The sequence below is a fragment of the Sphingomonas hengshuiensis genome (genome assembly GCF_000935025.1).
Classification (GTDB): domain Bacteria; phylum Pseudomonadota; class Alphaproteobacteria; order Sphingomonadales; family Sphingomonadaceae; genus Sphingomonas; species Sphingomonas hengshuiensis.
On record NZ_CP010836.1, the window covers coordinates 3,486,466 to 3,507,399 of the forward strand.

The window sequence follows — 20,934 nt, forward strand, 5'->3', positions numbered from 1 at the left end:
CAGCCCATCGCCCCAAACGCGATACGGCGCCGCCGTCCGGGGACGACGACGCCGTATCGGGCAAAGGGGGGCGCCGCCGCCCGGGAGGGGACAAAGGCAGCGGCGCCGCGGGGCGGTCCATGGGGGAGCGGACGGCCCCGGTTCGATCAGCCGACCAGCTTATTCGCCAGATCGGCGACGCGGCGACCCTGGTAGCGCGCGCCGTCCAGCTCGACGGCGCTCGGCATCCGGCTGCCGTCGCCATCGGCGATGGTGGTCGCGCCATAGGGCGATCCGCCCTTGACCTCGTCGACGCCCATCTGGCCCGCATAGCCATAATCGAGCCCGACGATCGTCATGCCGAAATGGAGCAGGTTGGTCAGGATCGAGAACAAGGTCGTCTCCTGCCCGCCATGCTGCGAGGCAGTGGAAGTGAACGCCGCGCCGACTTTGCCGGTCAGCTTGCCCTGGAACCACAGACCGCCGGCCTTGTCCCAGAACGCCGCCATCTGGCTCGGCATCCGCCCGAAGCGGGTGGGGGCGCCGACGATGATGCCGTCGTAATTGGCGAGTTCGTTGACGTCGTCGAGCAGCGCATGGCTCTCATCGGCGACGAAGCCTGCGGCGGCGGCGACTTCGGCGGGCGCGGTCTCGGCGACGCGGCGCACATCGACGGTCGCGCCGGTGCTGCGTGCGCCTTCGGCAACGGCATCGGCCATCTTCGCGAGGTGGCCATAGGACGAGTAATAGAGGACGAGGATCTTGGACATCGGTGGTTCCTTCTGAAAAGCTAGCGGGAAGAAAACGGGGAGGAAGCCCGTCGACTCCCCCCGTTCGTGGATCAGTCGGCGTCGACCAGGACGATCTCGGCGTCTTCCAGCGCAGTGATCGTGTAGGTTTCGCCACCCGACAATGCTGCGCCGTCACGGGCGTCGACGCGATCACCATTGAGTGTGATCGAACCAGCCGCAGGGACTAGATAGGCATGCCGTCCGGCGCCCACGCTGTGCTCGACGCTCTCGCCGGCCTTGAGCGTCGCGCCCAGTACGCGGGCATCGGCGCGGATCGGCAATGCCTCGCTATCCTCGGCAAAGCCCGATGCCAGCGTGACGAAGCGGCCCGAACGATCGCCCTTGGGAAACGGCTTGGCGCCCCAGCTCGGCTGGCCGCCGCGTTCGCGCGGGAGGATCCAGATCTGGAAGATCCGAGTCATTTCCGGCTCCAGATTATATTCCGAATGGCGCACGCCATTGCCTGCGCTCATCACCTGGACGTCGCCCGCCACGGTGCGGCCCTTGTTGCCCATCGAATCCTGGTGCGTGATCGCGCCCTGGCGGACATAGGTGATGATCTCCATGTCCTGATGCGGGTGCGGCGGGAAGCCGCTGTTCGCGGCGATCTCGTCGTCGTTCCACACGCGGATCGCGCCCCAGCCCATCCGGGCGGGATCGTAATAATTGGCGAAGCTGAAATGATGCTTCGCGTTGAGCCAGCCATGGTTGGCACCGCCCAGGCTTTCGAAACTGCGTTTGTCGATCATGTCTGATCTCCTGTTTGTCTGTTGGGGCCAAGATAGGCGCTGCGATTGCTGCGTAAATGGAAACGTTGGAAACCGATCGTTTCCATGTTAGGCAGCAGCCGGGCCATTGGAGATGGACATGAAGCTCCCCGATTTCGAAGCCTGGGCGATCTTCGCCAGCGTGGTCGAACATCGCTCGTTCAGCGGCGCTGCGGCTGCGCTCGCGGTATCCAAGGCGACGGTGTCGAAGGCGATCACCCGGCTGGAAACCAAGCTCGGCACCTCGCTGTTCCACCGCACCTCGCGCCGGCTGACGCTCACCGACAGCGGGCGCGCGCTGGCCGAACACGCCCAGCGCATCCTGTCCGAAGGCGAGGCGGCGGAGGAGGCGGCGTTCGAATCCGCGACCGCGCCGGTCGGGCTCGTGCGGCTGGCGGCGCCGCTGACCTTCGGCATCCGCCACCTCGCCCCGACGCTCGCCGAGTTCCTGGTCGCGCATCCGGGCATCCGCATCGACCTGCGGCTGTCCGATGCCTTTGTCGACATTGTCGGCGAGGGCATCGACGTCGCGATCCGCATCGCCGAACTGCCCGACAGTTCGCTGCGCGCGCGCCGGCTGGGGCCGGTGACCGGGCATGTCGTCGGCGCGCCGGGCTATTTCGATCGGGCGGGCCGCCCGCGCCACCCCGCCGACCTCGCCCGCCATGCCTGCTTCGTCTATACCAACACCGCGACACCGGACCTGTGGCGCTTTCGCCGCGCGGGGGGCGAAGAGGCGGCGGTGCGGATCGATGGGCCGATGCGCACCGACAATGGCGACGCGATGATCCCCGCGCTGCTCGCCGGGCTGGGGGTGGCGCGGCTCCCCGGCTTTCTGGTCGATGATCTCGTCGCCGCCGGACGGCTCGAAATCGTGCTCGGCGAATGGTCGGGCGGGTCGATCGGGCTGCATTTGCTGACCCCGCCGGGAACGCTGCGGCCCGCGCGGGTCGAGGCGCTGATCGATTTTCTGTCCGATCGTTTGAAGCGGATGTGCGACGCTCCCGGATAATCGTCTATAAAAGGATTGAACTTGGTAACCAGTCCCGTTTTCGGTCCGGTAATTGCGTCGGCGACTCGTGGACTTGGGCCGGTTAGGAACAAATTAACCTTTTGCCTTCAGACGTGCTTAGGTTAATAAATCGCTCAGGGCACGCCCATCGCACGGACGGCGCCATCGCAGGGGCAAGGGGAATACACGATGCGCGTGCTGCTGATCGAGGACGAGCCGAGCACTGCCAAGGCAATCGATCTGATGCTCTCGGCAGAGGGCTTCAACGTCTATACGACCGACCTCGGCGAAGAGGGCTTGGACCTTGCCAAGCTGTACGATTACGACATCATCCTGCTCGACCTGAACCTGCCCGACATGCACGGCTATGACGTGCTGAAAAAGGTCCGCGTCGCCCGCGTGCAGACGCCGGTGCTGATCCTGTCGGGCATCAACGAAATGGATTCGAAGGTGCGCAGCTTCGGCTTCGGCGCCGACGACTATGTGACCAAGCCGTTCCACCGCGAGGAACTGATCGCGCGCATCCACGCCGTCGTCCGCCGGTCGAAGGGCCATTCGCAGTCGGTGATCCGCACCGGCAAGCTGGCGGTGAACCTCGACGCCAAGACCGTCGAAGTCGATGGCGCGCGCGTCCACCTGACCGGCAAGGAATATGCGATGCTGGAGCTGTTGTCGCTCCGCAAGGGCACGACGCTGACCAAGGAAATGTTCCTCAACCACCTCTATGGCGGGATGGACGAGCCCGAACTGAAGATCATCGACGTCTTCATCTGCAAGCTGCGCAAGAAGCTCAGCATGGCGACCGATGGCGAGAATTATATCGAGACCGTCTGGGGCCGCGGCTATGTGCTGCGCGAGCTGGAAGGCGTCGAAGAGGTGATTACGCAGGTCGCGTAACGGAATTGCCAGCGGGGGCTGCGAAAAAGGCCGCGGTATCCGGAAGGGATGCCGCGGCCTTTTTCGTGCGTGTCCTCGCGTGGACGGTTACTGGTAGCCGCCTTCTTCCTCGCGATGCTCGGCGGCGTCTTCCTGCGCCTCCTCCAGCGCCTGCGTGTCCTCGGTCGGGGCTTCGTCTTCGGGGGTCGGATCGTGGATCATCGTCGCTCTCCTCTACCCGGCATCAACGAAGCGCGTGCGCCAAGGCTCCCGCTATTTCCGCTGCCACGCCCGGTTGCCGCCGACCCAGGTCTCCAGCACCTTGGTCGCGCGCAGGTCGCTGGGCGTGGCGAGCAGCGGGTCGCGGTCGAGGATCAGGAAATCGGCCTGGAGCCCCGGTGCCAGCCGCCCGATCTTGCCCTCGGCGAACGCGGCATAGGCGGCGCCGGTGGTGAACGCGGCCCAGCCCTGTTCGCGCGTCAGCACCTCTTCGGGGCGCCACCCGCCGAACGGCTGGCCCTCGGCATCCATCCGCGTGAACGAAGTCGCCCAGCCCGCCCAGGGATCGGGGCTCTCGACCGGATAGTCCGATCCGAACGCCAGCTTCGCGCCGTTCTGGAGCATCGATCGCCAGGCATAGGCGCCCTTCAGCCGATCCGGCCCCAGCCGCGCCTCGGCCATCATGCGGTCGCTGGTCTGGTGGACCGGCTGCATCGACGCGATCGTCCCGAACTTGCCAAAGCGCGGCAGGTCCTTGGGATCGACGATCTGGGCATGTTCGATCCGCCAGCGGCGATCGTCCTTATACGTGTCCGACAGCACTTCGATCGCGTCGAGCACCTGTTGGTTCGCGCGGTCGCCGATCGCGTGGACCGCGATCTGGAACCCGTCCATCGACCCGCGGATCATCAGGTTGAGCAGTTGGTCGTCGCTCAGGAAGCCCAGCCCCTTCTGCCCCGGCGCATCGGCATAATCGGCCTTGAGCCACGCCCCGCGCGATCCCAGCGCGCCGTCGGCGTACAGCTTGATCCCGCCCAGCTTCAGCCTGTCGCCGTACAGCCACGGCGTCGGCCCCTGCCCGGCGATCGTCAGCGCGGCATCGACGCCGCCGGCATAGCCGAGGATGCGCACCTTGAGCAGGTCGAGATCGCCCATCCGGCGATAGGTCAGCCAATCCTCGACGCTGGTCCCCATATCGGCAGTCGCGGTGATGCCCAGCGACAACAGCCGCTCCTGCGCCGCGAGGAACGCCGAGTTGCGCTCGCGCGGAGTGGCGTGCGGGATGACCTTGGTCAGCAGCGCCATCGCGCCGTCGACGAGCACGCCGGTCGGCTTGCCGGCCTTGTCGCGCTCGATCCGCCCGCCCGCCGGGTCCTTGGTCGCCGCGGTAATCCCCGCCAGCGCCAGCGCGCGGCTGTTCGCCCAGCCGGCATGGCCATCGACGCGCTCGAGCCACACCGGGCGCTCGCCCTCGGCGCCGTCCAATTCGGCTGCGGTGGGAAAGCGGCCCAGCTGCCACTTCTCCTGGTTCCATCCGCCGCCCAGCACCCACTTTGTCGGGTTGCTCGCGGCATAGTCGCGGATCTTGCCCAGCGCCGCATCGAGCGAGGTCGTCGCGGACAGATCGAGCATCAGCAATTGCTGCCCCAGCCCCATGAAATGGCCATGGCCGTCGATCATCCCGGGCACGAGCGTCTTGCCGCCCATGTCCATCTTCCACTCGACCTTCTTCGGCCGCTTCTGCCCGCTGTTGAGCAGCGCGGTGATCCGCCCGTCGCGCGCGAACAGGATGCCGGTGAAGCGCACCACCTGCCCGTTTTCGTCGAGCGTCATGCCGTTGACGTTATCGACCAGCCCGTCCGCCAGCGCGGGCGGAGTCAGCAAAAGCGCGGCCAGCGCGAAGAACGGGGCCAGCAGGCGGGCGAAGCGGTGCAATATGGGCATAGCCCCATGCGATAGGGCCTGTTCCCCCGCGACGCCAGATAGTCTAGGCGGGGGCGCATCATGGCCACCAAAGCAGTTCCGGCGCAGACGCCGCTTCCCGTATCGATCGACGACATCCGGACCGCGCACGGACGCATCGCGGACTCGATCGTGCGGACGCCGACCCTGCTCAGCCGGACGCTGTCGAACCTCACCGGCGCGACGGTGTATCTGAAGTTCGAGAATCTCCAGTTCACCGCAGCGTATAAGGAACGCGGCGCACTCAACACGCTGCTCCAGCTCGACGATGCGGCGCGCGCCAAGGGCGTGATCGCGGCCTCCGCCGGCAATCATGCCCAGGGGCTCGCCTATCACGCGACGCGGCTCGGCATCCCCAGCACGATCGTGATGCCCAAGAGCACCCCCACGATCAAGATCACCCAGACCGAGGGCCACGGCGCCACCGTGATCCTGCACGGCGAGACCTATGACGCCGCCTATGCCCATTCGCGCGAGCTGGAGGCGGAGAAGGGCTATACTTTCGTCCATCCGTTCGACGATGTCCGCGTGATCGCGGGCCAGGGCACCGCCGCGCTGGAAATGCTCGAGGATGTGCCCGCGATCGATACGTTGGTCATCCCGATCGGCGGCGGCGGGCTGATCTCGGGCAGCGGCGTGGTCGCGCGCTCCGAAGGGCGCACTGTCGATGTGATCGGCGTCCAGGCCGAGCTTTACCCGTCGATGTATAATCGCATCCACCACACCGACATGCCGTGCGCCGGCGACACGCTGGCCGAGGGGATCGCCGTAAAGCAGCCCGGCGGCATCACGTCGAAGATGGTCGAGGCGCTGGTCGACGACATCGTGCTGGTCAGCGAACGGCGGCTGGAGGAATCGGTCAGCCTGCTGCTCCAGATCGAAAAGACCGTAGTCGAGGGTGCCGGCGCCGCCGGCCTCGCCGCGCTGCTGACCGAGCCCGAGCGCTTCCGCGGCAAGACCGTCGGCACGATCCTGTGCGGCGGCAATATCGACACGCGGCTGCTCGCCAATGTGCTACTGCGCGACCTTGCGCGCGGGGGGCGGCTCGCGCGGCTGCGCATCCGGTTGCAGGACCGGCCCGGCGCGCTGTTCAACGTCGCCAAGATCTTCCAGGAACAGGGCGTCAACATCCTGGAGCTGTACCACCAGCGGATCTTCACGACGCTCCCCGCCAAGGGGCTGACGCTGGACGTGGAGTGCGAGACGCGCGGCCGCGACCATCTCGACCGGCTGATGACTGCGCTGCGCCGCGCGCAATATGAAGTGAGCCCCGTCGAACTGGCGTGAGCGCGTGTTTGGAAATGCGCTGAGGCGCATTTCGCGGCGCCGGCCCGCTCCCCCGCCCGGCCACCCAACGGCAGTATTCTAAGGGTGGCCGGGCGGGGGAGCGGGCCGGCACCGCCTTGAAATTCGCTCTTTCGCGAATTTTCAAACAGACTCTGAACCGCGCCCCGCGCGGTTATCGGGACGAAGCGAATCGCACGTGCGGCGAAACGAGTCGCCGCAGGATTCACACGAGTCATCGCCTCCGGTATAGCCCTTAGGATAACTGGGACATCCCGCATCCGCCACGTCGCGACGGGTGTGCGCCTATGGTTAATTTCGCGCGCTCGCGTCTCATCGCGACACGGCGAAACCCGCGGTTTTCCGCACCTCTGGCGCTACTGAAATCGTTAACTCTCTTTCATGGTAAAGCCGCTTTTCATCACGAAGTATCGGCTTCATAGTCATTGCCGAAGGCCCGTTGGCAGGGCCTGAGCAAGGGGCACATCCGCGGTGACTGCACTATCCCGTTTTCCACGGTTTTTCGTGACGAGCCCGAACCCCTGCCCCTATCTCCCGGGGCGCCAGGAGCGGAAGATCTTCACCGAGCTGTCGGGGCAGCATGCCGGTGAGTTGAACGACGCGCTGGGCCGCATCGGGTTCCGCCGCAGCCAGTCGGTCGCCTATCGCCCCAGCTGCGCGGGGTGCAATGCCTGCGTCTCGGTGCGCGTCGTCGCCGGCCAGTTCCGCCCCAATGCGTCGCAGCGCAAGCTGATGAAGCGGCATGCCGATCTCGAAGTCACCGCCTGCAAGCCCTGGGCGACCGAGGAGCAGTTTTCGCTGCTCCACCGCTATCTGAAGGCGCGGCACCCCGGCGGCGGCATGGCGGCGATGGACGAGGGCGATTATGCCGACATGGTCGAGCAATCGCCGGTCGATTCCTTCGTCATCGAATATCGCGAGCCGTCGGTGGACGGGCGTCGCGGGCGGCTGGTCGGTGCATGCATCACCGATCAACAGGGCGACGGGCTCTCGATGATCTACAGCTTCTTCCTCGCCGACGACGAAAGCCGTCCGGGGCTCGGCACCTACATCATCCTCGATCACCTCGCGCGCGCGCATGCCGCCGGGCTGCCCTATGTCTATCTCGGCTATTGGGTGAAGGGGTCGGAGCGGATGGCGTACAAGACCCGCTACCGCCCGATGGAAATGCTGGGGCCGAACGGATGGTCGGTGCTGGAGGACGAGAACGAGGCGGTCGCGATGCCCGCCGCGGTCCAGCACGCGCTGGCTTGAGTGTGGTTTTCAGCGCCGCGGGTGGCAATGGCCCAGTTGACCTTTAGGTGGTCGGACATGCGCTCGATCCGATTGCGCTGCTTGTAGAGCGCAGCACGTTGTGCGGGTTCGATTGCCCACGATCCTATCCGATGCCAAAACACCATCATGAAGAATATCCAGATCATCGACGGTGCTGTGAACGCCACCTTCAGCGTGTTTCAGGCGACCAATGAGGAGTTTGCCGCCGTCTTTCCAGATGGGCGCGACATCGAGTTGATCGAAGACCTGATCGAGCGGCTTGGAGAACAAGTCGCAGGCTCCGTGCTTACGCCCCTCTGGGAACGCCCAATCCTGAAGCGCGACGCGCTCGGCATTCACGGCACGCTGTTCTACGACAATGAGGATCGACGCGACCACATCCCGTCGTCAAAGCGCGAAGTCGATTGGGACAGCAGAGCAGTCAACCAAGCTCAGCGAGATATGTTCGCCAAGCATCGATAATTGTCCAACGGCCTGGACCAGATTCGGGTGAGATCAGCTTGATCCTACCCCTTTACCGTTCGCCCTGAGCTTGTCGAAGCCTGTCCAGAGCGACGCCGCAGGCGGCGTCGAGGGGGGGGGGCAATGAGACTCACCGTGCTTCGACAAGCTCAGCACGAACGGTTCTATTTATCGTCATCATGTTCTAGCCGCGGCTGCGGAAAGATATTACTCAACTCAGCCGATCAATCGCCGCAATATCCAGCGATCCCGGAATGATCATCACCGGCACCCGCAACGTCCCCGCATCGGCGCCGGTGAAATGCGTGACCAGCGCCCCCGGCGGGCCGCTCGCCGCCGCGCCCAGCACCAGCGCCGCGATCTCGTCATTCGCGGCGATCATCGTGCGGACCACTTTCGCGCCGTCGCCCTGCTGGACGGTGATCGACGGGCTGATCCCCGATTCGGTGAACAACGTCCCCGCCGCGCGGGTCACCAGCGCCTCGGCCCGCTCGCGCGCTTCTTCCTCCAGCGTCGCCATCACCCCGCCCCATTGGACGAACTCCATCTGGGGGACCAGCGCGAGGATCTCGACATTGCCGCCGGTCTTTACAGCGCGCCGCGCCGCGAAACGCAGTGCGATTTCCGCCTCGGGACTTTCGTCGATCACGACCAGATAGGTACGCATGGTTGCTTTCCTCGCCTGACGCACTGGTGCCGCGCGATTGCACCAGACGCAAGCCCAAGGGGTTGACCCTAGGGAAAGGCACGGCAATGGAGAACCATCCTCTCTTTCCCGGACCAGCGACAGGAATTTGCATGTCGATCGAAATCAAAATGCCCGCGCTTTCCCCCACGATGGAAGAGGGCACCCTCGCCAAGTGGCTGGTAAAGGAGGGCGACGTCGTGAAGTCCGGCGACCTGCTCGCCGAGATCGAGACCGACAAGGCGACGATGGAATTCGAAGCCGTCGATGAAGGCACGGTCGGCAAGATCCTGGTCGCCGAGGGCACCGACAATGTGAAGGTCGGCACCGTCATCGCCACCATCCTGGGCGAAGGCGAGGACGCATCGTCCCCCGCCCCGGCTGCGCCGGAAGCGAAGGCCGAGGCTGCCCCCACCCCCGCTCCCGCCGCGAAGGCAGAGCCCGCGCCCGCACCGGCACCCACGCCTGCCCCCGCCCCGGCTGCCGCCAGCGGCGACCGCGTAAAGGCCAGCCCGCTCGCCAAGCGCATCGCCGCCGAGAAGGGCGTCGACCTGTCGAGCGTCAGCGGCTCCGGCCCCAATGGCCGCATCGTCAAGGCCGATCTGGAGGGCGCGAAGGCCGCTGCCCCCGCCCCGGCGGCAACGCCCGCGCCTGCGGCATCCGCCCCGCCCCCGCCGCATCGGCACCCGAGCACAAGGCCGTCTGGTTCGACGACAGCATCCCGCACGAGTCGGAAAAGCTGTCCAACATCCGCAAGACGATCGCGCGCCGCCTGACCGAGTCGAAGCAGACCGTCCCGCACATCTACCTGACGGTCGATATCCGCCTCGATGCGCTGCTCAAGCTGCGCGGCGACCTCAACAAGGCGCTCGAATCGCGCGGCGTGAAGCTCTCGGTCAACGATCTGCTGATCAAGGCGCTGGGCGTCGCGCTGATCCAGACGCCGAAGTGCAACGTCACCTACACCGGCGACAATCTGATCAAATATAGCCGCGCTGACGTGTCGGTCGCGGTCTCGACCCCCACCGGGCTGATCACCCCGATCGTCCGCGATGCCGCGAACAAGAGCCCCTCGGCGATCTCCGCCGAGATGAAGGACCTTGCGGGCCGCGCGCGCGACGGCAAGCTCCAGCCGGTCGAATATCAGGGCGGCACCGCCAGCCTGTCGAACATGGGCATGTACGGGATCAAGCAGTTCGAAGCGGTAATCAATCCGCCCCAGGGCATGATCATGGCGATCGGCGCGGGCGAGAAGCGTCCGTACATCGTCGACGACGCGCTCGGCGTGGCGACGGTGATGAGCGCCACCGGCAGCTTCGATCACCGTGCGATCGACGGCGCGGACGGTGCCGAGTTGATGAAGCTGTTCAAGCAGCTGATCGAATCGCCGATGGGCATGATCGCTTGAGCGGGCGGGTCTGATGCGCGTGCTGATCGAGACGCTGCATGTGGCCGCCGGGCTGATCGCGGCGGCTATCGTCGCGTCGCTCGCGGCATGGTCCTATCCGCGGGCGATGGACGATATCTGGCTGGTGGCGGTGGTGGCGATGGTCGCGGTGGTGGCGATGGGCGTCGGGCCGCTGCGCCGCGCCTATGCGATCGACCGCGCGCGGCTGGAGCGCGGCAATCATGGCTGATACCCCTCCCAGCGGCCAGCCCGCGATCCGCGTGACGACGATGCCCGCCGACGCCAACCCCTATGGCGACATTTTCGGCGGCTGGCTGATGAGCCAGATGGACATGGCCGCGGGGCTGACGGCAGCACGCTATGCCAAGGGCCGCGCCGTGACGATCGCAGTCGAGGGCATGAAGTTCCACGCCCCCGTCGCGGTCGGCGACGAAGTCACCGTCTATGCCGACATGGTCAAGGTCGGCCGCACGTCGATGACGATCGACGTCCAGGCCTGGCGCCGCGGCCGCCACACCGAGGAAAGCTGCCTCGTCACGCAAGCGCAGTTCGTGTTCGTCGCGATCGACAAGGACCGCAAGCCGCGGGCGGTGGTAGAGTCTTGAACGATGCCCCTTCTTCCCCCTCCCCCATTTCGGGGGAGGGAGGGACCCGCCGCGCAGCGGTGGGAGGGAGAGGGCGCGCGCTCGCCAGAGCGCGCGAAATGCGAACCAACCCGACCGAAGCCGAACGCGCTTTGTGGCAGGCACTGCGCAGCAAACGACTGTCCGGCTCGAAATGGAAGCGCCAGCAACCGCTCGGCAACTACATCGTCGATTTTGTGTGCTTCGATGCCCGCCTGATCGTCGAAGCCGATGGCTCACAGCACATCGGAAGTGCCTATGACAGCGAACGGGATGCGTGGCTGAAAGCCAATGATTTCCAGGTGCTGCGTTTTTACAACAACGACGTCCTTGCCAATATCGAAAGCGTACTCACTTCCATCCTGAACGCGGTCAATGGAAGCGATACCGGCATCGAGCCGGCATCGCTTCCGACCCCTCTCCCCAGCCCTCCCCCGCAAGGGGGGAGGGAGCAGAAGGCTGTGTAATTCAATGGCTGAATCCTACGACCTCATCGTCCTCGGCTCCGGCCCCGGCGGCTATGTCGCCGCGATCCGCGCGAGCCAGCTTGGGCTGAAGACCGCGATTGTCGAGCGCGAGCTGCTGGGCGGCATCTGCCTCAACTGGGGCTGCATCCCGACCAAGGCGCTGCTGCGCTCGGCGGAGATCTTCCACTATATGCAGCACGCCAAGGATTATGGCCTGGCCGCGGAGAAGATCAGCGCCGACATCGACGCGGTGGTCAAGCGCTCGCGCGGCGTCGCGAAGCAGCTCAACCAGGGCGTCACGCACCTGATGAAGAAGAACAAGATCGCGGTCCATATGGGCACCGGCGTCCTGACCGGCAAAGGCGCGCTGACCGTGACCGCGGCGGACGGCAAGAAGACCGAGCTGACCGCGAAGAACATCATCGTCGCGACCGGCGCGCGCGCGCGCGATCTTCCCGGCCTCCCCGCGGACGGCAAGCGCGTCTGGACCTATCGCCACGCAATGACCCCGCCCGAACTGCCGGGCAAGCTGCTGGTGATCGGATCGGGCGCGATCGGCATCGAATTTGCCAGCTTCTACAATGACATGGGCTCCGAGGTCACCGTCGTTGAGATGATGGACCGCATCGTCCCGGTCGAGGACGCCGACATCTCCGCCCACCTCGAAAAGGCGCTGAAGAAGCAGGGCATGTCCATCCTCACAAGCGCGAAGATCGACAAGATCGCCGCGACCGACACGGGCGTGACCGCGACGATCGTGGACAAGGCGGGCAAGGCGACGACCAGCGCGTTCAGCCACGTCATCGTCGCGATCGGCATCGTCCCCAACACCGCCGACATCGGGCTCAAAGAGCTTGGCGTCGCGATGGACGATCGTGGCTTCCTCAAGACCGACGGCGCGTGCAAGACCAATGTCGAGGGCCTCTGGGCGATCGGCGACATCACCGCCCCGCCCTGGCTCGCGCACAAGGCCAGCCATGAAGGCGTGATCGCCGCCGAGGCGATTGCGGGCGGCCATCCGCACGCAATGGACCCACGCAACATCCCCGGCTGCACCTATTGCCACCCCCAAATCGCCAGCGTCGGCCTGACCGAGGCGAAGGCGCGCGAAGCGGGCTATGAGCTGAAGGTCGGCACCTTCCCCTTCATCGGCAACGGCAAGGCAATCGCGCTGGGCGAGGCCGACGGCTTCGTGAAGACGGTGTTCGACGCCAAGACCGGCGAGCTGCTCGGCGCGCACATGATCGGCGCCGAAGTGACCGAGCTGATCCAGGGCTATACTGTCGGCAAGACGCTGGAGACGACCGAGGCCGAGCTGATGGAAACGGTGTTCCCGCACCCGACGATCAGCGAAACGATGCACGAAGCGGTCCTCGCCGCCTACGGCCGCGCGCTCCACATCTGAGCGCGCGTCAGGGCCGCGTAAGCACCGCCGCAACCACTGCAATCCGATCGACCCCGGCATAGGCCGGGCGCTCCAGCTCCTCGCCAAACACGTCGGGGTCGATCTCGCGATAGCGCAGCGACAGCCCCTGCGCCTCCGCCAGCGCCTCTAGCGCGCCGCGCAGCCGGTCCTCGCCGCCCACAATCGCGCTGCCGGTGTACAGGATCACCCGCCCACCCGGCGCCAGCCGCGCCGCCGCCATCCGGGCCATGTCGAGCGACACCTGCCCGCCCAGCATCCCGCCACCGCTGCGATAGGTCCGGTCGGCGTCGTCGATGATGTAGGGCGGGTTGGCGAGCGCGACGTCGATCGGCTCTTCGATCGCGGACAGGTCGGCGCCCTCTACGCCGCGAATCGCCACCCCCGCCGCCCGCGCATTGATTCGCGCCAGCCGCAGCGCCTGCGGGTTCACATCGGTCATCGCGACTCGCGCCCCCTCTGCCATTCCCGCCGCGACGATCGCCCCGACGCCGGAGCCGGTGCCGATATCGACGATCGCCGCGCCAGACCGCGGCATCATGCACGCCAGCTCGGCTTCGATCAGGTCGGCGAAGCGATAGCTGTCGGGCCCGAAGAACACCGAATCCTCGGCATCGGTCGGATAGGCCGAGTGGAGGTACAGCCGCCCCTTCAGCGACGACACGCGAAACCGGCTGCGCACCAGCCCGCCGGCTGCGGGCTCGAGTGCGTCGGCGGCGGCAAGCGTGTCGAGCAGCGCGGGCTCCAGTATCGCGGGATCGAATGCCCGGCTCCACCCCAGCACGTCCTCGATGGTCCGCGCGCTCTCCCGACCCGCTTGGCCCAGCACGCGCGCATGCGTCGCGGGGGTCGGCGTGACGAACGCATAACCCCGCGCACGGAGCATCTCGATCAGGCGGAGCAGCGTATCGTCAGGGTTGGGCATGGCGCGGGCAAAGCGACAAAATTCCAACAAAGTCAAAGGACTTCACGCCATCAACGCGCGCGCCGCGGACATTAAAAACCCCGCCGGTCCAATGGACCGGCGGGGTTTGTGGTGGGCGTGGCAAGGATTGAACTTGCGACCCCTGCGATGTCAACGAAGCAGGTAGTTCGGTTTTCTGCCGTTTTCCCGCCCACGGTCAAGAAGCCGGTGGCGCAATAAACGTCAGAAAACCGTCGCTGCTTTTGGCCTGCACCGGAGCCACACCGGACAGTCCTGAGCGCCCCCGCCCTGCGCTGAATAGCGCCTTCAACCTGCACCAGCCGCCGCCTGAGCATGCGATTCAGGCGACGGCTTCGTGCGTCCAGAATTCTCCCAGGGCGGGGAACACAAAGTGTCGCATACGGAAAACCAGAAACCGCGCTCAACGCGGTCCTTCGCAGAGATCGCAAGCGGGATCGTCGACAAGGTCAGCAAGCGGAAGTCACGTGCCGATGGCACGGGCGATCCCGTCCGCGCGCTCAGCTACGATGTCGACGATCGCCGCGCCCAACCCTGGGTGCGCTTGGGCGACGGCACGCGCCGGCAGAAGCATGTCTACGTCGATAGCCTGCGCCTGGCGCTCAAGGAGCTGCGGGCGAAACAGCGCGAGGAAGGGTATCGGGGCTGGGACCGGCTGCAGGGCAACGACCTGCTCGTGTACGACGCGCTGCTCGATCGGATGAACGCCGCCACCGGCAAGCTGTACCCGGAACTCGCGACGATTGCCGAAGACGCGGGCCTCTCAAAGCAAACCGTGATCGACGCGCTCAAGCGCATCCGCGCGCACGGGTTCATCGCCTGGGTTCGACGCAGCAGGCGGAAGCCCGAATGCGAGGGCCAGGCGGGCCCCCAGCGCGCGCAGACGTCAAACGCCTATTACGTCGATTTCGCGGCGCTCAGGCGCAAGGCGAAGCGCGCCTGGCTGCGCGTCCGCGCCTTGATCGGACGCCGCCTGAAGGGGCTGGCAAAGGCCGTCACGACGATCGGCGAAGATGTCCTGCTCCCCAAGGACGCAGAACTGGCCGACGCAATCGCCTCGCTCGGAAAAGCCGTGGAGCGCGAGTCAAGAAATCCGGCTCTACCCCAGAGAAGGGGTTAAAGAGATGAGGAATTCGCTGCGCGAATGCGCTGATTAGATTCTTCCCCGCCATCCGATCGGCAGAATAGCCCAGGAAGTCCTCCCCCACGACTTCCCGGACGGGGCGGCTGTGGCCGCCCCGGGTGCTCTCCAGTGGGGAAGGGAGCAAGGTCCGGGCCAGATCGCGGGCGGCATCGCCCGCTGCAACTGTCGACTTGGACGCCGCCACGCGGCATGGTCCGCGCATGTGCAACGAGCACCGCAGCCTGATCTCGATCGACGAGATCGACAACGTCTTCCGGGAAGTCCGCATTCCGCTGCGGTTTCCCGAGGGCCGGCCCAACCTTCCCGCGCGCGAAAGCATCAAGATCACCGATCGCCACGCGATCGTCCGCGCCGCCGCCGGAGGCGATCCTGCCGCCGAGCTGGTGGTGCGCCGCTGGAGCTGGCCCGGCCCGACCGGCAAGCCGGTCTATAATTTCCGGTCAGAAGGACGCGCGCTCGATTCCGGGCGCTGCCTGATCATTGCCGACGGCTTCTACGAATTCACCGACCCGCCACCGGTCGAAGGCGCGCCGAAGCGCCGCCCCAAGAGCAAATGGCTGTTCACGATGCGCGCCGAGCCCTGGTTCGCGATCGCCGGCATCTGGCGGGCGCACCCGGAGGTGGGCGAGGCGTACACGATGCTGACGATGGCGCCTGGTCCGGACGTCGCGCCCTATCACAGCCGCCAGATCGTGGTGCTCGGCCGCGCGGACTGGGGCCGTTGGCTCGATCCGGCGACCCCCAGCACCGACGTGCTTCAGCCCGCGCCGGCGGGCACGCTCGATGTCGTGCAGATCCGCTAGGCCGCGATAACCAGCTCGGCCCAGCGCTCGAAGATCCAGCGCCGGCGCTGCAACTGCTGCGCGCGGTTGTACGCCGCCTCCACCTTGTTGCGCGGCGCGTGGCCGAGCGCCTGGTCGATCACATCGCGCTCGACCGGGAAGTGCTCGTTCAGGATGGTCGAGAACGACGCCCGCCAACCGTGCGGCACGTGCTGGCCGCTAAATCCCGCGCGGTCGATCAGATCGCCGATCGCCGATTCGCCGATCGGGAGTTGCCCGCTGCGGCCGGTGAAGATGAGGCCCTGGCACGGCATCCCCTGCCCCGCGCCCGGAAATCCCGCCGCGGCGCGCAGCAGCGTGATCGCCGCCGGCACCAGCGGCACCAGGTGGTCGAACGCAGCCTCGCCCTTCTTCGCCCGGGTGAGCTTCATCCGCGCCGCTGGCACCCGCCACACCGGCGCGTCGCCATCGATGTCCTCGATCTCCTCCCAGCGCGCACCGCGCAGCGCCTCAAGGCGAACCGCGGTAAGCGCCAGGAACAGGTGCGCGGTCTTGATCAACGGGCCGGCCCGCGCTCCCGAGCAGGCCGCGATCAGCGCGTGCAGCTGCTCGAGCTCGAGCAGCGCCGGCTGCCGGCGCGGCGGCGGCCGCAGCGCGAGGTCGTCGGCCAGGTCGGCGGCGGGATTCTCGGCCACCATTTTCTTCCGCCGGGCATAGGCGAATATCCCGGCAGCGCGCTGGCGCAGACGGCGCGCGGTCTCGATCGCGCCGCGCGCCTCGACGCGCTGGATGAGCTCGAGGAGCTGCTGCGCGTCGATCGCGCCGATCGGCGTCGCGCCGATCGCGGGGAACAGGTCGCGCTCCAGGCTGGCGAGCACGTCGGCGGCATGGACGGTCGACCAACGCGGCGCGCGCAGCGCATGCCAGTCGCGGGCCACCGATTCGAACGTCGCCGGCGCCGCGACTGGCGCGGAGGCGCCCGCGCGCGGATCCTCGCCGCGATCGAGCCGCATCCGCGCCGCGTCGCACCGCGTCCGCGCCTCGGCGAGCGACAGCTCCGGCCAGGTGCCGAAGCTCAGCAACTGCTCGCGCCCGTCCAGGCGGAACTTCATACGCCACGATTTTCGCCCGTTGGGCGCGACGAACAGGTGCAGCCCGCGCTCGTCGAAGATCTTGTAGGCGCGCGACCGCGCACCGGCGGCTTTCACCGCGGCGTTGGTGAGCATAGAACCTCTGTCACAGAGAAGGAGAATGCGAGCGATGTCGAAGCTGGACGAAGCGGTCGCAGCAGCGATCGACGAGCTGCACCGGCAGGCTGAAGTCACCGGATGCACCACCGAGGACAATGGTGAGCTCGCGCAGGTAGACGGCAGCTTCAAGGTTCGGCCGCTGGTGCGGGCCATCCTCGCCTCGGTCCGAGATCCGAGCGAGGATATGCGTTACATGGGCTGCTTAAATCACCCGCCCGCCGATGCTGCCGGGATATGGCGGGCGATGATCGACCAGTTGCTTAACGAAGATCGGGTATGAGACCCGAACTCAGCGGCGCGATTCCACTGTCACCCCGGCGGACAACCCCTCCGCCTTGCTCGCAGCGGAAACGGCAGAATATCGCGGTTCCGGCGCGCGCGCTTCGCGCGCCGTACCCCTACCGATACCCCCAGAGTTTCAGCCCTGGATGACCAACTCCGACACGCGCTTTCCCCCGCAGGTTGCGGCGGTCGCCACGGAGTACGTCGTCTCGACATCGTCGATCGAAAAGCGTGCGAAGGCGGCGCGGATTTCCGGCGTATCGTTGATCGACAGGATGAACCTCCCGCGGATGCCCGCCAGCTGGTCGGCCAGGCGGGCGAAGTCCTCCGGTCCGAACACACCAGCGCCGTAGTCGCTCTCGCACCCGGCATAGGGCGGATCGAGATAGAACAGCGTCCCGGGCCCGTCATAGCGGCGAATGAAGTCGGCATAGGGCAGCTGCTCGATCGTCACCCCGCTAATGCGCTCGTGGATTTCCGCGAGGACCGGCTCCAGCTTGGTGACGTCGAACCGCGCCGGCGATCGGGCGCCCACGCCGAAGGTTCGACCGGAGACTTTGCCGCCGAACGCGAGGCGCTGGAGATAGAGGAAGCGGGCCGCGCGCTGCAGGTCCGTCAGCCGCTCACTCGGGATCGCGAGCAGCCGCTGGAACTCCGCACGGCTCGCCACGCGCCACCGCAGCATGTCGATGAAATAGGCATAGTGCTCCTGGAGCACGCGGAAGAAGGTGGTGACGTCGCCGTTGATGTCGTTGATCGCCTCGGCCGCCGCCGCCGATCGCCGGCGCAGGAAAACCCCGCCCATGCCCACGAACGGCTCGGCATAGGTGCGATGGGGGATCGTCTCGATCAGGCTGACGAGGCGCGACGCCAAATTGCGCTTGCCGCCCAGATAGCCGGCTGCGGGTCGAACCGCGATGGATACTGCCATATTGTGCTCTGTCCTTGTGGAAAGGCACGTCGGCTACGCCGTGCGGGATTGCCGCTGATCGATGCGATCGACGGGTTCTGCTCCCGGGGCGGGAACACAGAATTTAATGTGGGTCAGGAGAGCTCACGCGCGGCCAAGCGCCCGAGAGCCGGGCGGTTAGCCGCGCGTGAACCCCAGGGGAAACGCGCCCTGCGTATTTCCCGAAGGTCTTACATTCCGCAGGCCACCCGACATAAGTCGGCGCCCTGGGAGTTCGATACCGCGGCCGCGGGCCAACCTTACGGCTAAGTCGGGTCGGCGGCGCGACTATGCCACGCCCCGGCGCCCACCGTCCACAGCTTCGGCATTTATCCGGGTTGCCCGAATCGTTCTCATTGTGTTCTCACTGCCCGCATGGGCGCGAACGCGAAATATGAGACGCTGAGCGACATTGTTCGCAAAGGGTTGAACCTCGGCGTCCAGTGCGGGTGCGGCAACGTCGCTGTGATCGACGCCGCGCGCATGGAGCGCTGGTACATGTGCCACATGTGGGACAAGCGCCTGCACATGCTGCGCGACCACCTGTATTGCCTGCGCTGCGGCGGTCGACCGCGCGAGATCCGGCTGCGGCCTTCCGGCCAGGTGCCGACCGCACCCAATCGCTTCCCCGTGACCGAGGAGCAATGGGTGCGCGTTATCCGGGGACTGCGGAGCTAGGCCTTGCGCTTGCCGATCGCGGCGATCGCCGCGTTGAGCAATGCGACGCCGGCGGCCTTCAACGCGTCTTTCAGCAGCGCGCCGAGCGGGAGCTTGATCTTCATGGGCCTTTTCCTTTCGTGGTGAAATTCAGGCGCGCCCGGTGCGCATCATCGCCTCCAGGCGCCGCGCGCGATCGCCGACCTGGCGGTGCCAGGCGCTGGCCTCCATGCCGAGCGCGGCATCCTCGAAACGACGCGACGCGATCGCGGCGAGCGTGTTCATGAACGCCCGCAGACCTTCGCCCTTGGCGCCGGGCTTCGGCGGGAATCCGATGCCCAGGTTGAAGCACATGTTGAGCAGCACCCGCTGGCGAACATCGTCCAGCCCGCGCCACCAGGGCAGCTTCGCGTCCAGGTCGCGCTCGCACGCATCGATGTCGGAATCGAGCAGCACCATCGCCTGGTCGCGGGTGATGCCCTTCGCGATCGCGCTGGCGGTGGTGATGCCCAATGCCTTCGACTCGGACGGGCGGATCTTGACGTCGTCCAGGTTGCGGCCGACGCCGATCGTGCGCTTGCCGGCGCTGCAACGATAGACGCGGAGCTTCAGCCCCTCGTCGCGGATCAACTCCTGGCGAAGCTTCGCGCGGTCATAGGTCATGGCTTGCTCCTCGGCTTGCGGCGTGGTGCCGATTTGCGCGGGGCCCGACGCACCAGGCCGAGCGCGGCGGCGCATGCCCGCTCGAGCTCGCACGCCGCGGCGCCGAGCAGTTCCGCGCCATCGATCGGTCGTGCGGTCATGGGACCAGCTTCTCGATGATGGTCTTGAGCGCGGCGAGCGACGCGGCCAGCGCCTTGTCCGCCTCGAGCCGGGCAAGGTCGAAGGTCATCCGCTCCTTGCCGGTCGTGCGTCGGTCCCAGATGAGATAGCCGATGATCAGCCCGGTCGCGCCGAACTGGCCGGCCAGCTGGGCGATGATGTTGGTTTCCATGGTTGTCCTTCCGGGCACAAAAAAGCCCGCTCGAGGCGGGTCGGATCGGCAAAAAAATGGAGAACGATAAGCTGAACGCCATCCGGGCGCGTCTAACAGGATGGTTTCCCTACCGGCGCGTCCGGTCCGGCATGGCTATCAAATGCTCAGCCCCTTGGTAGCCACCAGAGCTTTTGCCCATGCGTAAGCCTGCGTCCGCTCGGAAACCGACAACACCCGCGACCAGGCGGCGGCCAGCGCTATATCCCCAGGGCCCGTCTGGTTCGCGCCCCAGTGGCCGATCGTAAAGGCGGCCCCAGTGGGGGCGCGGGCGTAGGGTGTATTGTAGTTAGCGGTACCCGATGTGCCTGCCCCCATGTCGTACAACGTAGGATCGTCGGCAGTGCTAGAAGAAACCCCCGTCTGGAACGCCGTGCCGATCAGGCAAGCCCATCCATTGGGGTTCGCTACAAGAGACGCGGTAGATGTCCCCGTCGCGCCCCCGTCCTGCGTCGCGCGCATGGTCAGGCGCGTTTGACTGCTCGACGATGTGAGAATGCCAAGGAGGTTGTTCGACCCGACATAGCAGAATCGAGCGCTGTCGGCACTCTTGTCTCCGGTGTCGCGGCCCACAACGAGCATCGTGACGTCCCCCGCCACGTCGATCACGCCCGTTTGCAGATAACTCGTGCCCGACCGCAACGACAGGTACCCGCTGGCGGCAGTGGGGGAGCCGATCGAGATTGCGCTGGGTTTTCCCTCCGCCCAGTTCCGCAGCGCGGTATCGACGCCATCGGTTAGGAGATGCAGAAATTCCAGGTCCGACCCGAGCGTGCCGGGCATGACGAGCTTTGCCGCATTGGGCAGAATCACCGCGGCGCCGGTTGTGATTTCGAGTCCAGGTGTTGGCATTTGTAGG

At 66.4% G+C, this 20,934-nt stretch carries 24 protein-coding genes and 1 pseudogene; 14 read left to right on the forward strand and 11 right to left on the reverse strand.

Going from position 1 to position 20,934, the window contains the following annotated elements; genetic code table 11:
* Nucleotides 1-146: 146 nt before the first annotated feature.
* Together wrbA and TS85_RS15545 are read right to left on the reverse strand one after the other, a co-directional pair.
* A complete protein-coding gene (gene wrbA / locus TS85_RS15540) occupies nt 147-749 on the reverse strand; it encodes an NAD(P)H:quinone oxidoreductase (protein WP_044333450.1) in 603 nt (200 codons plus the stop codon).
* Between the two features lie 71 nt (nt 750-820).
* Nucleotides 821-1,519 (reverse strand): pirin family protein, encoded by a 699-nt coding sequence (locus TS85_RS15545; RefSeq protein WP_044333452.1) that lies wholly within the window; start codon nt 1,517-1,519, stop codon nt 821-823.
* A gap of 118 nt (nt 1,520-1,637) precedes the next feature.
* Here TS85_RS15545 and TS85_RS15550 point away from each other — a divergent pair, with 118 nt between their 5' ends.
* Entirely contained in the window at nt 1,638-2,549 is a 912-nt protein-coding gene (locus TS85_RS15550) for a LysR family transcriptional regulator (protein ID WP_044336408.1), read from the forward strand.
* A gap of 189 nt (nt 2,550-2,738) precedes the next feature.
* A complete protein-coding gene (gene ctrA, locus TS85_RS15555; RefSeq protein WP_044333454.1) occupies nt 2,739-3,446 on the forward strand; it encodes a response regulator transcription factor CtrA in 708 nt (235 codons plus the stop codon).
* A gap of 252 nt (nt 3,447-3,698) precedes the next feature.
* Here the strand turns inward: ctrA and TS85_RS15560 are convergent, their stop codons facing one another.
* Nucleotides 3,699-5,369, reverse strand: coding sequence for an amidohydrolase (locus TS85_RS15560; RefSeq protein WP_044333455.1), 1,671 nt, complete (start codon nt 5,367-5,369; stop codon nt 3,699-3,701).
* Between the two features lie 60 nt (nt 5,370-5,429).
* On the opposite strand from TS85_RS15560, the gene TS85_RS15565 reads away from it, so the two are divergent.
* The 3 genes from TS85_RS15565 (at nt 5,430) to TS85_RS15575 (ending at nt 8,429) form a co-directional block, all read left to right on the forward strand.
* Nucleotides 5,430-6,674, forward strand: coding sequence for a threonine ammonia-lyase (locus TS85_RS15565; RefSeq protein WP_044333456.1), 1,245 nt, complete (start codon nt 5,430-5,432; stop codon nt 6,672-6,674).
* 489 nt (nt 6,675-7,163) lie between these two features.
* Nucleotides 7,164-7,946: an arginyltransferase gene (locus tag TS85_RS15570; protein ID WP_044333458.1), complete on the forward strand. Its 783-nt coding sequence runs from the start codon at nt 7,164-7,166 to the stop codon at nt 7,944-7,946.
* Between the two features lie 147 nt (nt 7,947-8,093).
* Nucleotides 8,094-8,429, forward strand: coding sequence for a hypothetical protein (locus tag TS85_RS15575; protein WP_044333460.1), 336 nt, complete (start codon nt 8,094-8,096; stop codon nt 8,427-8,429).
* 211 nt (nt 8,430-8,640) lie between these two features.
* On the opposite strand, the gene TS85_RS15580 is transcribed toward TS85_RS15575, so the two are convergent.
* Nucleotides 8,641-9,096: a universal stress protein gene (locus TS85_RS15580; RefSeq protein WP_044333461.1), complete on the reverse strand. Its 456-nt coding sequence runs from the start codon at nt 9,094-9,096 to the stop codon at nt 8,641-8,643.
* A 131-nt stretch (nt 9,097-9,227) separates the two neighbouring features.
* Here TS85_RS15580 and TS85_RS24210 point away from each other — a divergent pair.
* From TS85_RS24210 to lpdA, 5 genes and pseudogenes are all read left to right on the forward strand, one after another.
* A pseudogene (locus tag TS85_RS24210) lies at nt 9,228-10,522 on the forward strand (pyruvate dehydrogenase complex dihydrolipoamide acetyltransferase).
* Between the two features lie 13 nt (nt 10,523-10,535).
* Complete coding sequence (locus tag TS85_RS15595) at nt 10,536-10,751, forward strand: hypothetical protein (RefSeq protein ID WP_044333468.1); 216 nt, start codon at nt 10,536-10,538, stop codon at nt 10,749-10,751.
* Nucleotides 10,744-11,127 (forward strand): acyl-CoA thioesterase, encoded by a 384-nt coding sequence (locus TS85_RS15600; RefSeq protein ID WP_044333470.1) that lies wholly within the window; start codon nt 10,744-10,746, stop codon nt 11,125-11,127. The genes TS85_RS15595 and TS85_RS15600 overlap by 8 nt, the downstream gene beginning before the upstream one ends.
* A gap of 59 nt (nt 11,128-11,186) precedes the next feature.
* The gene (locus TS85_RS15605; protein WP_227698802.1) at nt 11,187-11,612 is read left to right on the forward strand and encodes an endonuclease domain-containing protein; all 426 of its coding nucleotides are present in this window, start codon (nt 11,187-11,189) and stop codon (nt 11,610-11,612) included.
* 4 nt (nt 11,613-11,616) lie between these two features.
* Nucleotides 11,617-13,017 (forward strand): dihydrolipoyl dehydrogenase, encoded by a 1,401-nt coding sequence (gene lpdA / locus TS85_RS15610; RefSeq protein ID WP_044333474.1) that lies wholly within the window; start codon nt 11,617-11,619, stop codon nt 13,015-13,017.
* 7 nt (nt 13,018-13,024) lie between these two features.
* Here lpdA and TS85_RS15615 read toward each other — a convergent pair whose 3' ends face one another.
* Nucleotides 13,025-13,960, reverse strand: coding sequence for a methyltransferase (locus TS85_RS15615; RefSeq protein ID WP_044333476.1), 936 nt, complete (start codon nt 13,958-13,960; stop codon nt 13,025-13,027).
* 355 nt (nt 13,961-14,315) lie between these two features.
* Between TS85_RS15615 and TS85_RS24215 the strand changes: the two genes are divergently transcribed.
* Together TS85_RS24215 and TS85_RS15625 are read left to right on the forward strand one after the other, a co-directional pair.
* Nucleotides 14,316-15,098, forward strand: coding sequence for a helix-turn-helix domain-containing protein (locus TS85_RS24215; protein WP_077228648.1), 783 nt, complete (start codon nt 14,316-14,318; stop codon nt 15,096-15,098).
* A 224-nt stretch (nt 15,099-15,322) separates the two neighbouring features.
* A complete protein-coding gene (locus TS85_RS15625) occupies nt 15,323-15,925 on the forward strand; it encodes an SOS response-associated peptidase family protein (RefSeq protein ID WP_044336412.1) in 603 nt (200 codons plus the stop codon).
* Here TS85_RS15625 and TS85_RS15630 read toward each other — a convergent pair.
* A complete protein-coding gene (locus TS85_RS15630) occupies nt 15,922-17,130 on the reverse strand; it encodes a tyrosine-type recombinase/integrase (protein ID WP_044333478.1) in 1,209 nt (402 codons plus the stop codon). The two genes, TS85_RS15625 and TS85_RS15630, sit on opposite strands and share 4 nt — an antisense overlap.
* A 34-nt stretch (nt 17,131-17,164) precedes the next feature.
* Here TS85_RS15630 and TS85_RS15635 point away from each other — a divergent pair, with 34 nt between their 5' ends.
* On the forward strand, nt 17,165-17,434 hold the full coding sequence (locus TS85_RS15635; protein WP_044333480.1) for a hypothetical protein: 270 nt from the start codon (nt 17,165-17,167) through the stop codon (nt 17,432-17,434).
* Between the two features lie 138 nt (nt 17,435-17,572).
* Here the strand turns inward: TS85_RS15635 and TS85_RS15640 are convergent, their stop codons facing one another.
* On the reverse strand, nt 17,573-18,367 hold the full coding sequence (locus TS85_RS15640; RefSeq protein ID WP_044333482.1) for a DNA adenine methylase: 795 nt from the start codon (nt 18,365-18,367) through the stop codon (nt 17,573-17,575).
* 393 nt (nt 18,368-18,760) lie between these two features.
* Here TS85_RS15640 and TS85_RS15645 point away from each other — a divergent pair, with 393 nt between their 5' ends.
* Entirely contained in the window at nt 18,761-19,063 is a 303-nt protein-coding gene (locus TS85_RS15645) for a hypothetical protein (RefSeq protein ID WP_044333484.1), read from the forward strand.
* 129 nt (nt 19,064-19,192) lie between these two features.
* Here the strand turns inward: TS85_RS15645 and TS85_RS15650 are convergent, their stop codons facing one another.
* From TS85_RS15650 to TS85_RS15660, 4 genes are all read right to left on the reverse strand, one after another.
* A complete protein-coding gene (locus TS85_RS15650; protein ID WP_044333486.1) occupies nt 19,193-19,705 on the reverse strand; it encodes a glycoside hydrolase family protein in 513 nt (170 codons plus the stop codon).
* Nucleotides 19,702-19,845, reverse strand: coding sequence for a hypothetical protein (locus TS85_RS25475; protein ID WP_155006439.1), 144 nt, complete (start codon nt 19,843-19,845; stop codon nt 19,702-19,704). The genes TS85_RS15650 and TS85_RS25475 overlap by 4 nt, the downstream gene beginning before the upstream one ends.
* Complete coding sequence (locus TS85_RS15655) at nt 19,842-20,036, reverse strand: hypothetical protein (protein WP_044333488.1); 195 nt, start codon at nt 20,034-20,036, stop codon at nt 19,842-19,844. Before TS85_RS15655 ends, TS85_RS25475 begins: the two co-directional genes overlap by 4 nt.
* 138 nt (nt 20,037-20,174) lie before the next feature.
* Nucleotides 20,175-20,927 carry a hypothetical protein gene (locus TS85_RS15660; RefSeq protein ID WP_044333489.1) on the reverse strand — a complete coding sequence of 251 codons (753 nt, stop codon included), beginning with the start codon at nt 20,925-20,927 and terminating at the stop codon, nt 20,175-20,177.
* Nucleotides 20,928-20,934 lie beyond the last annotated feature (7 nt).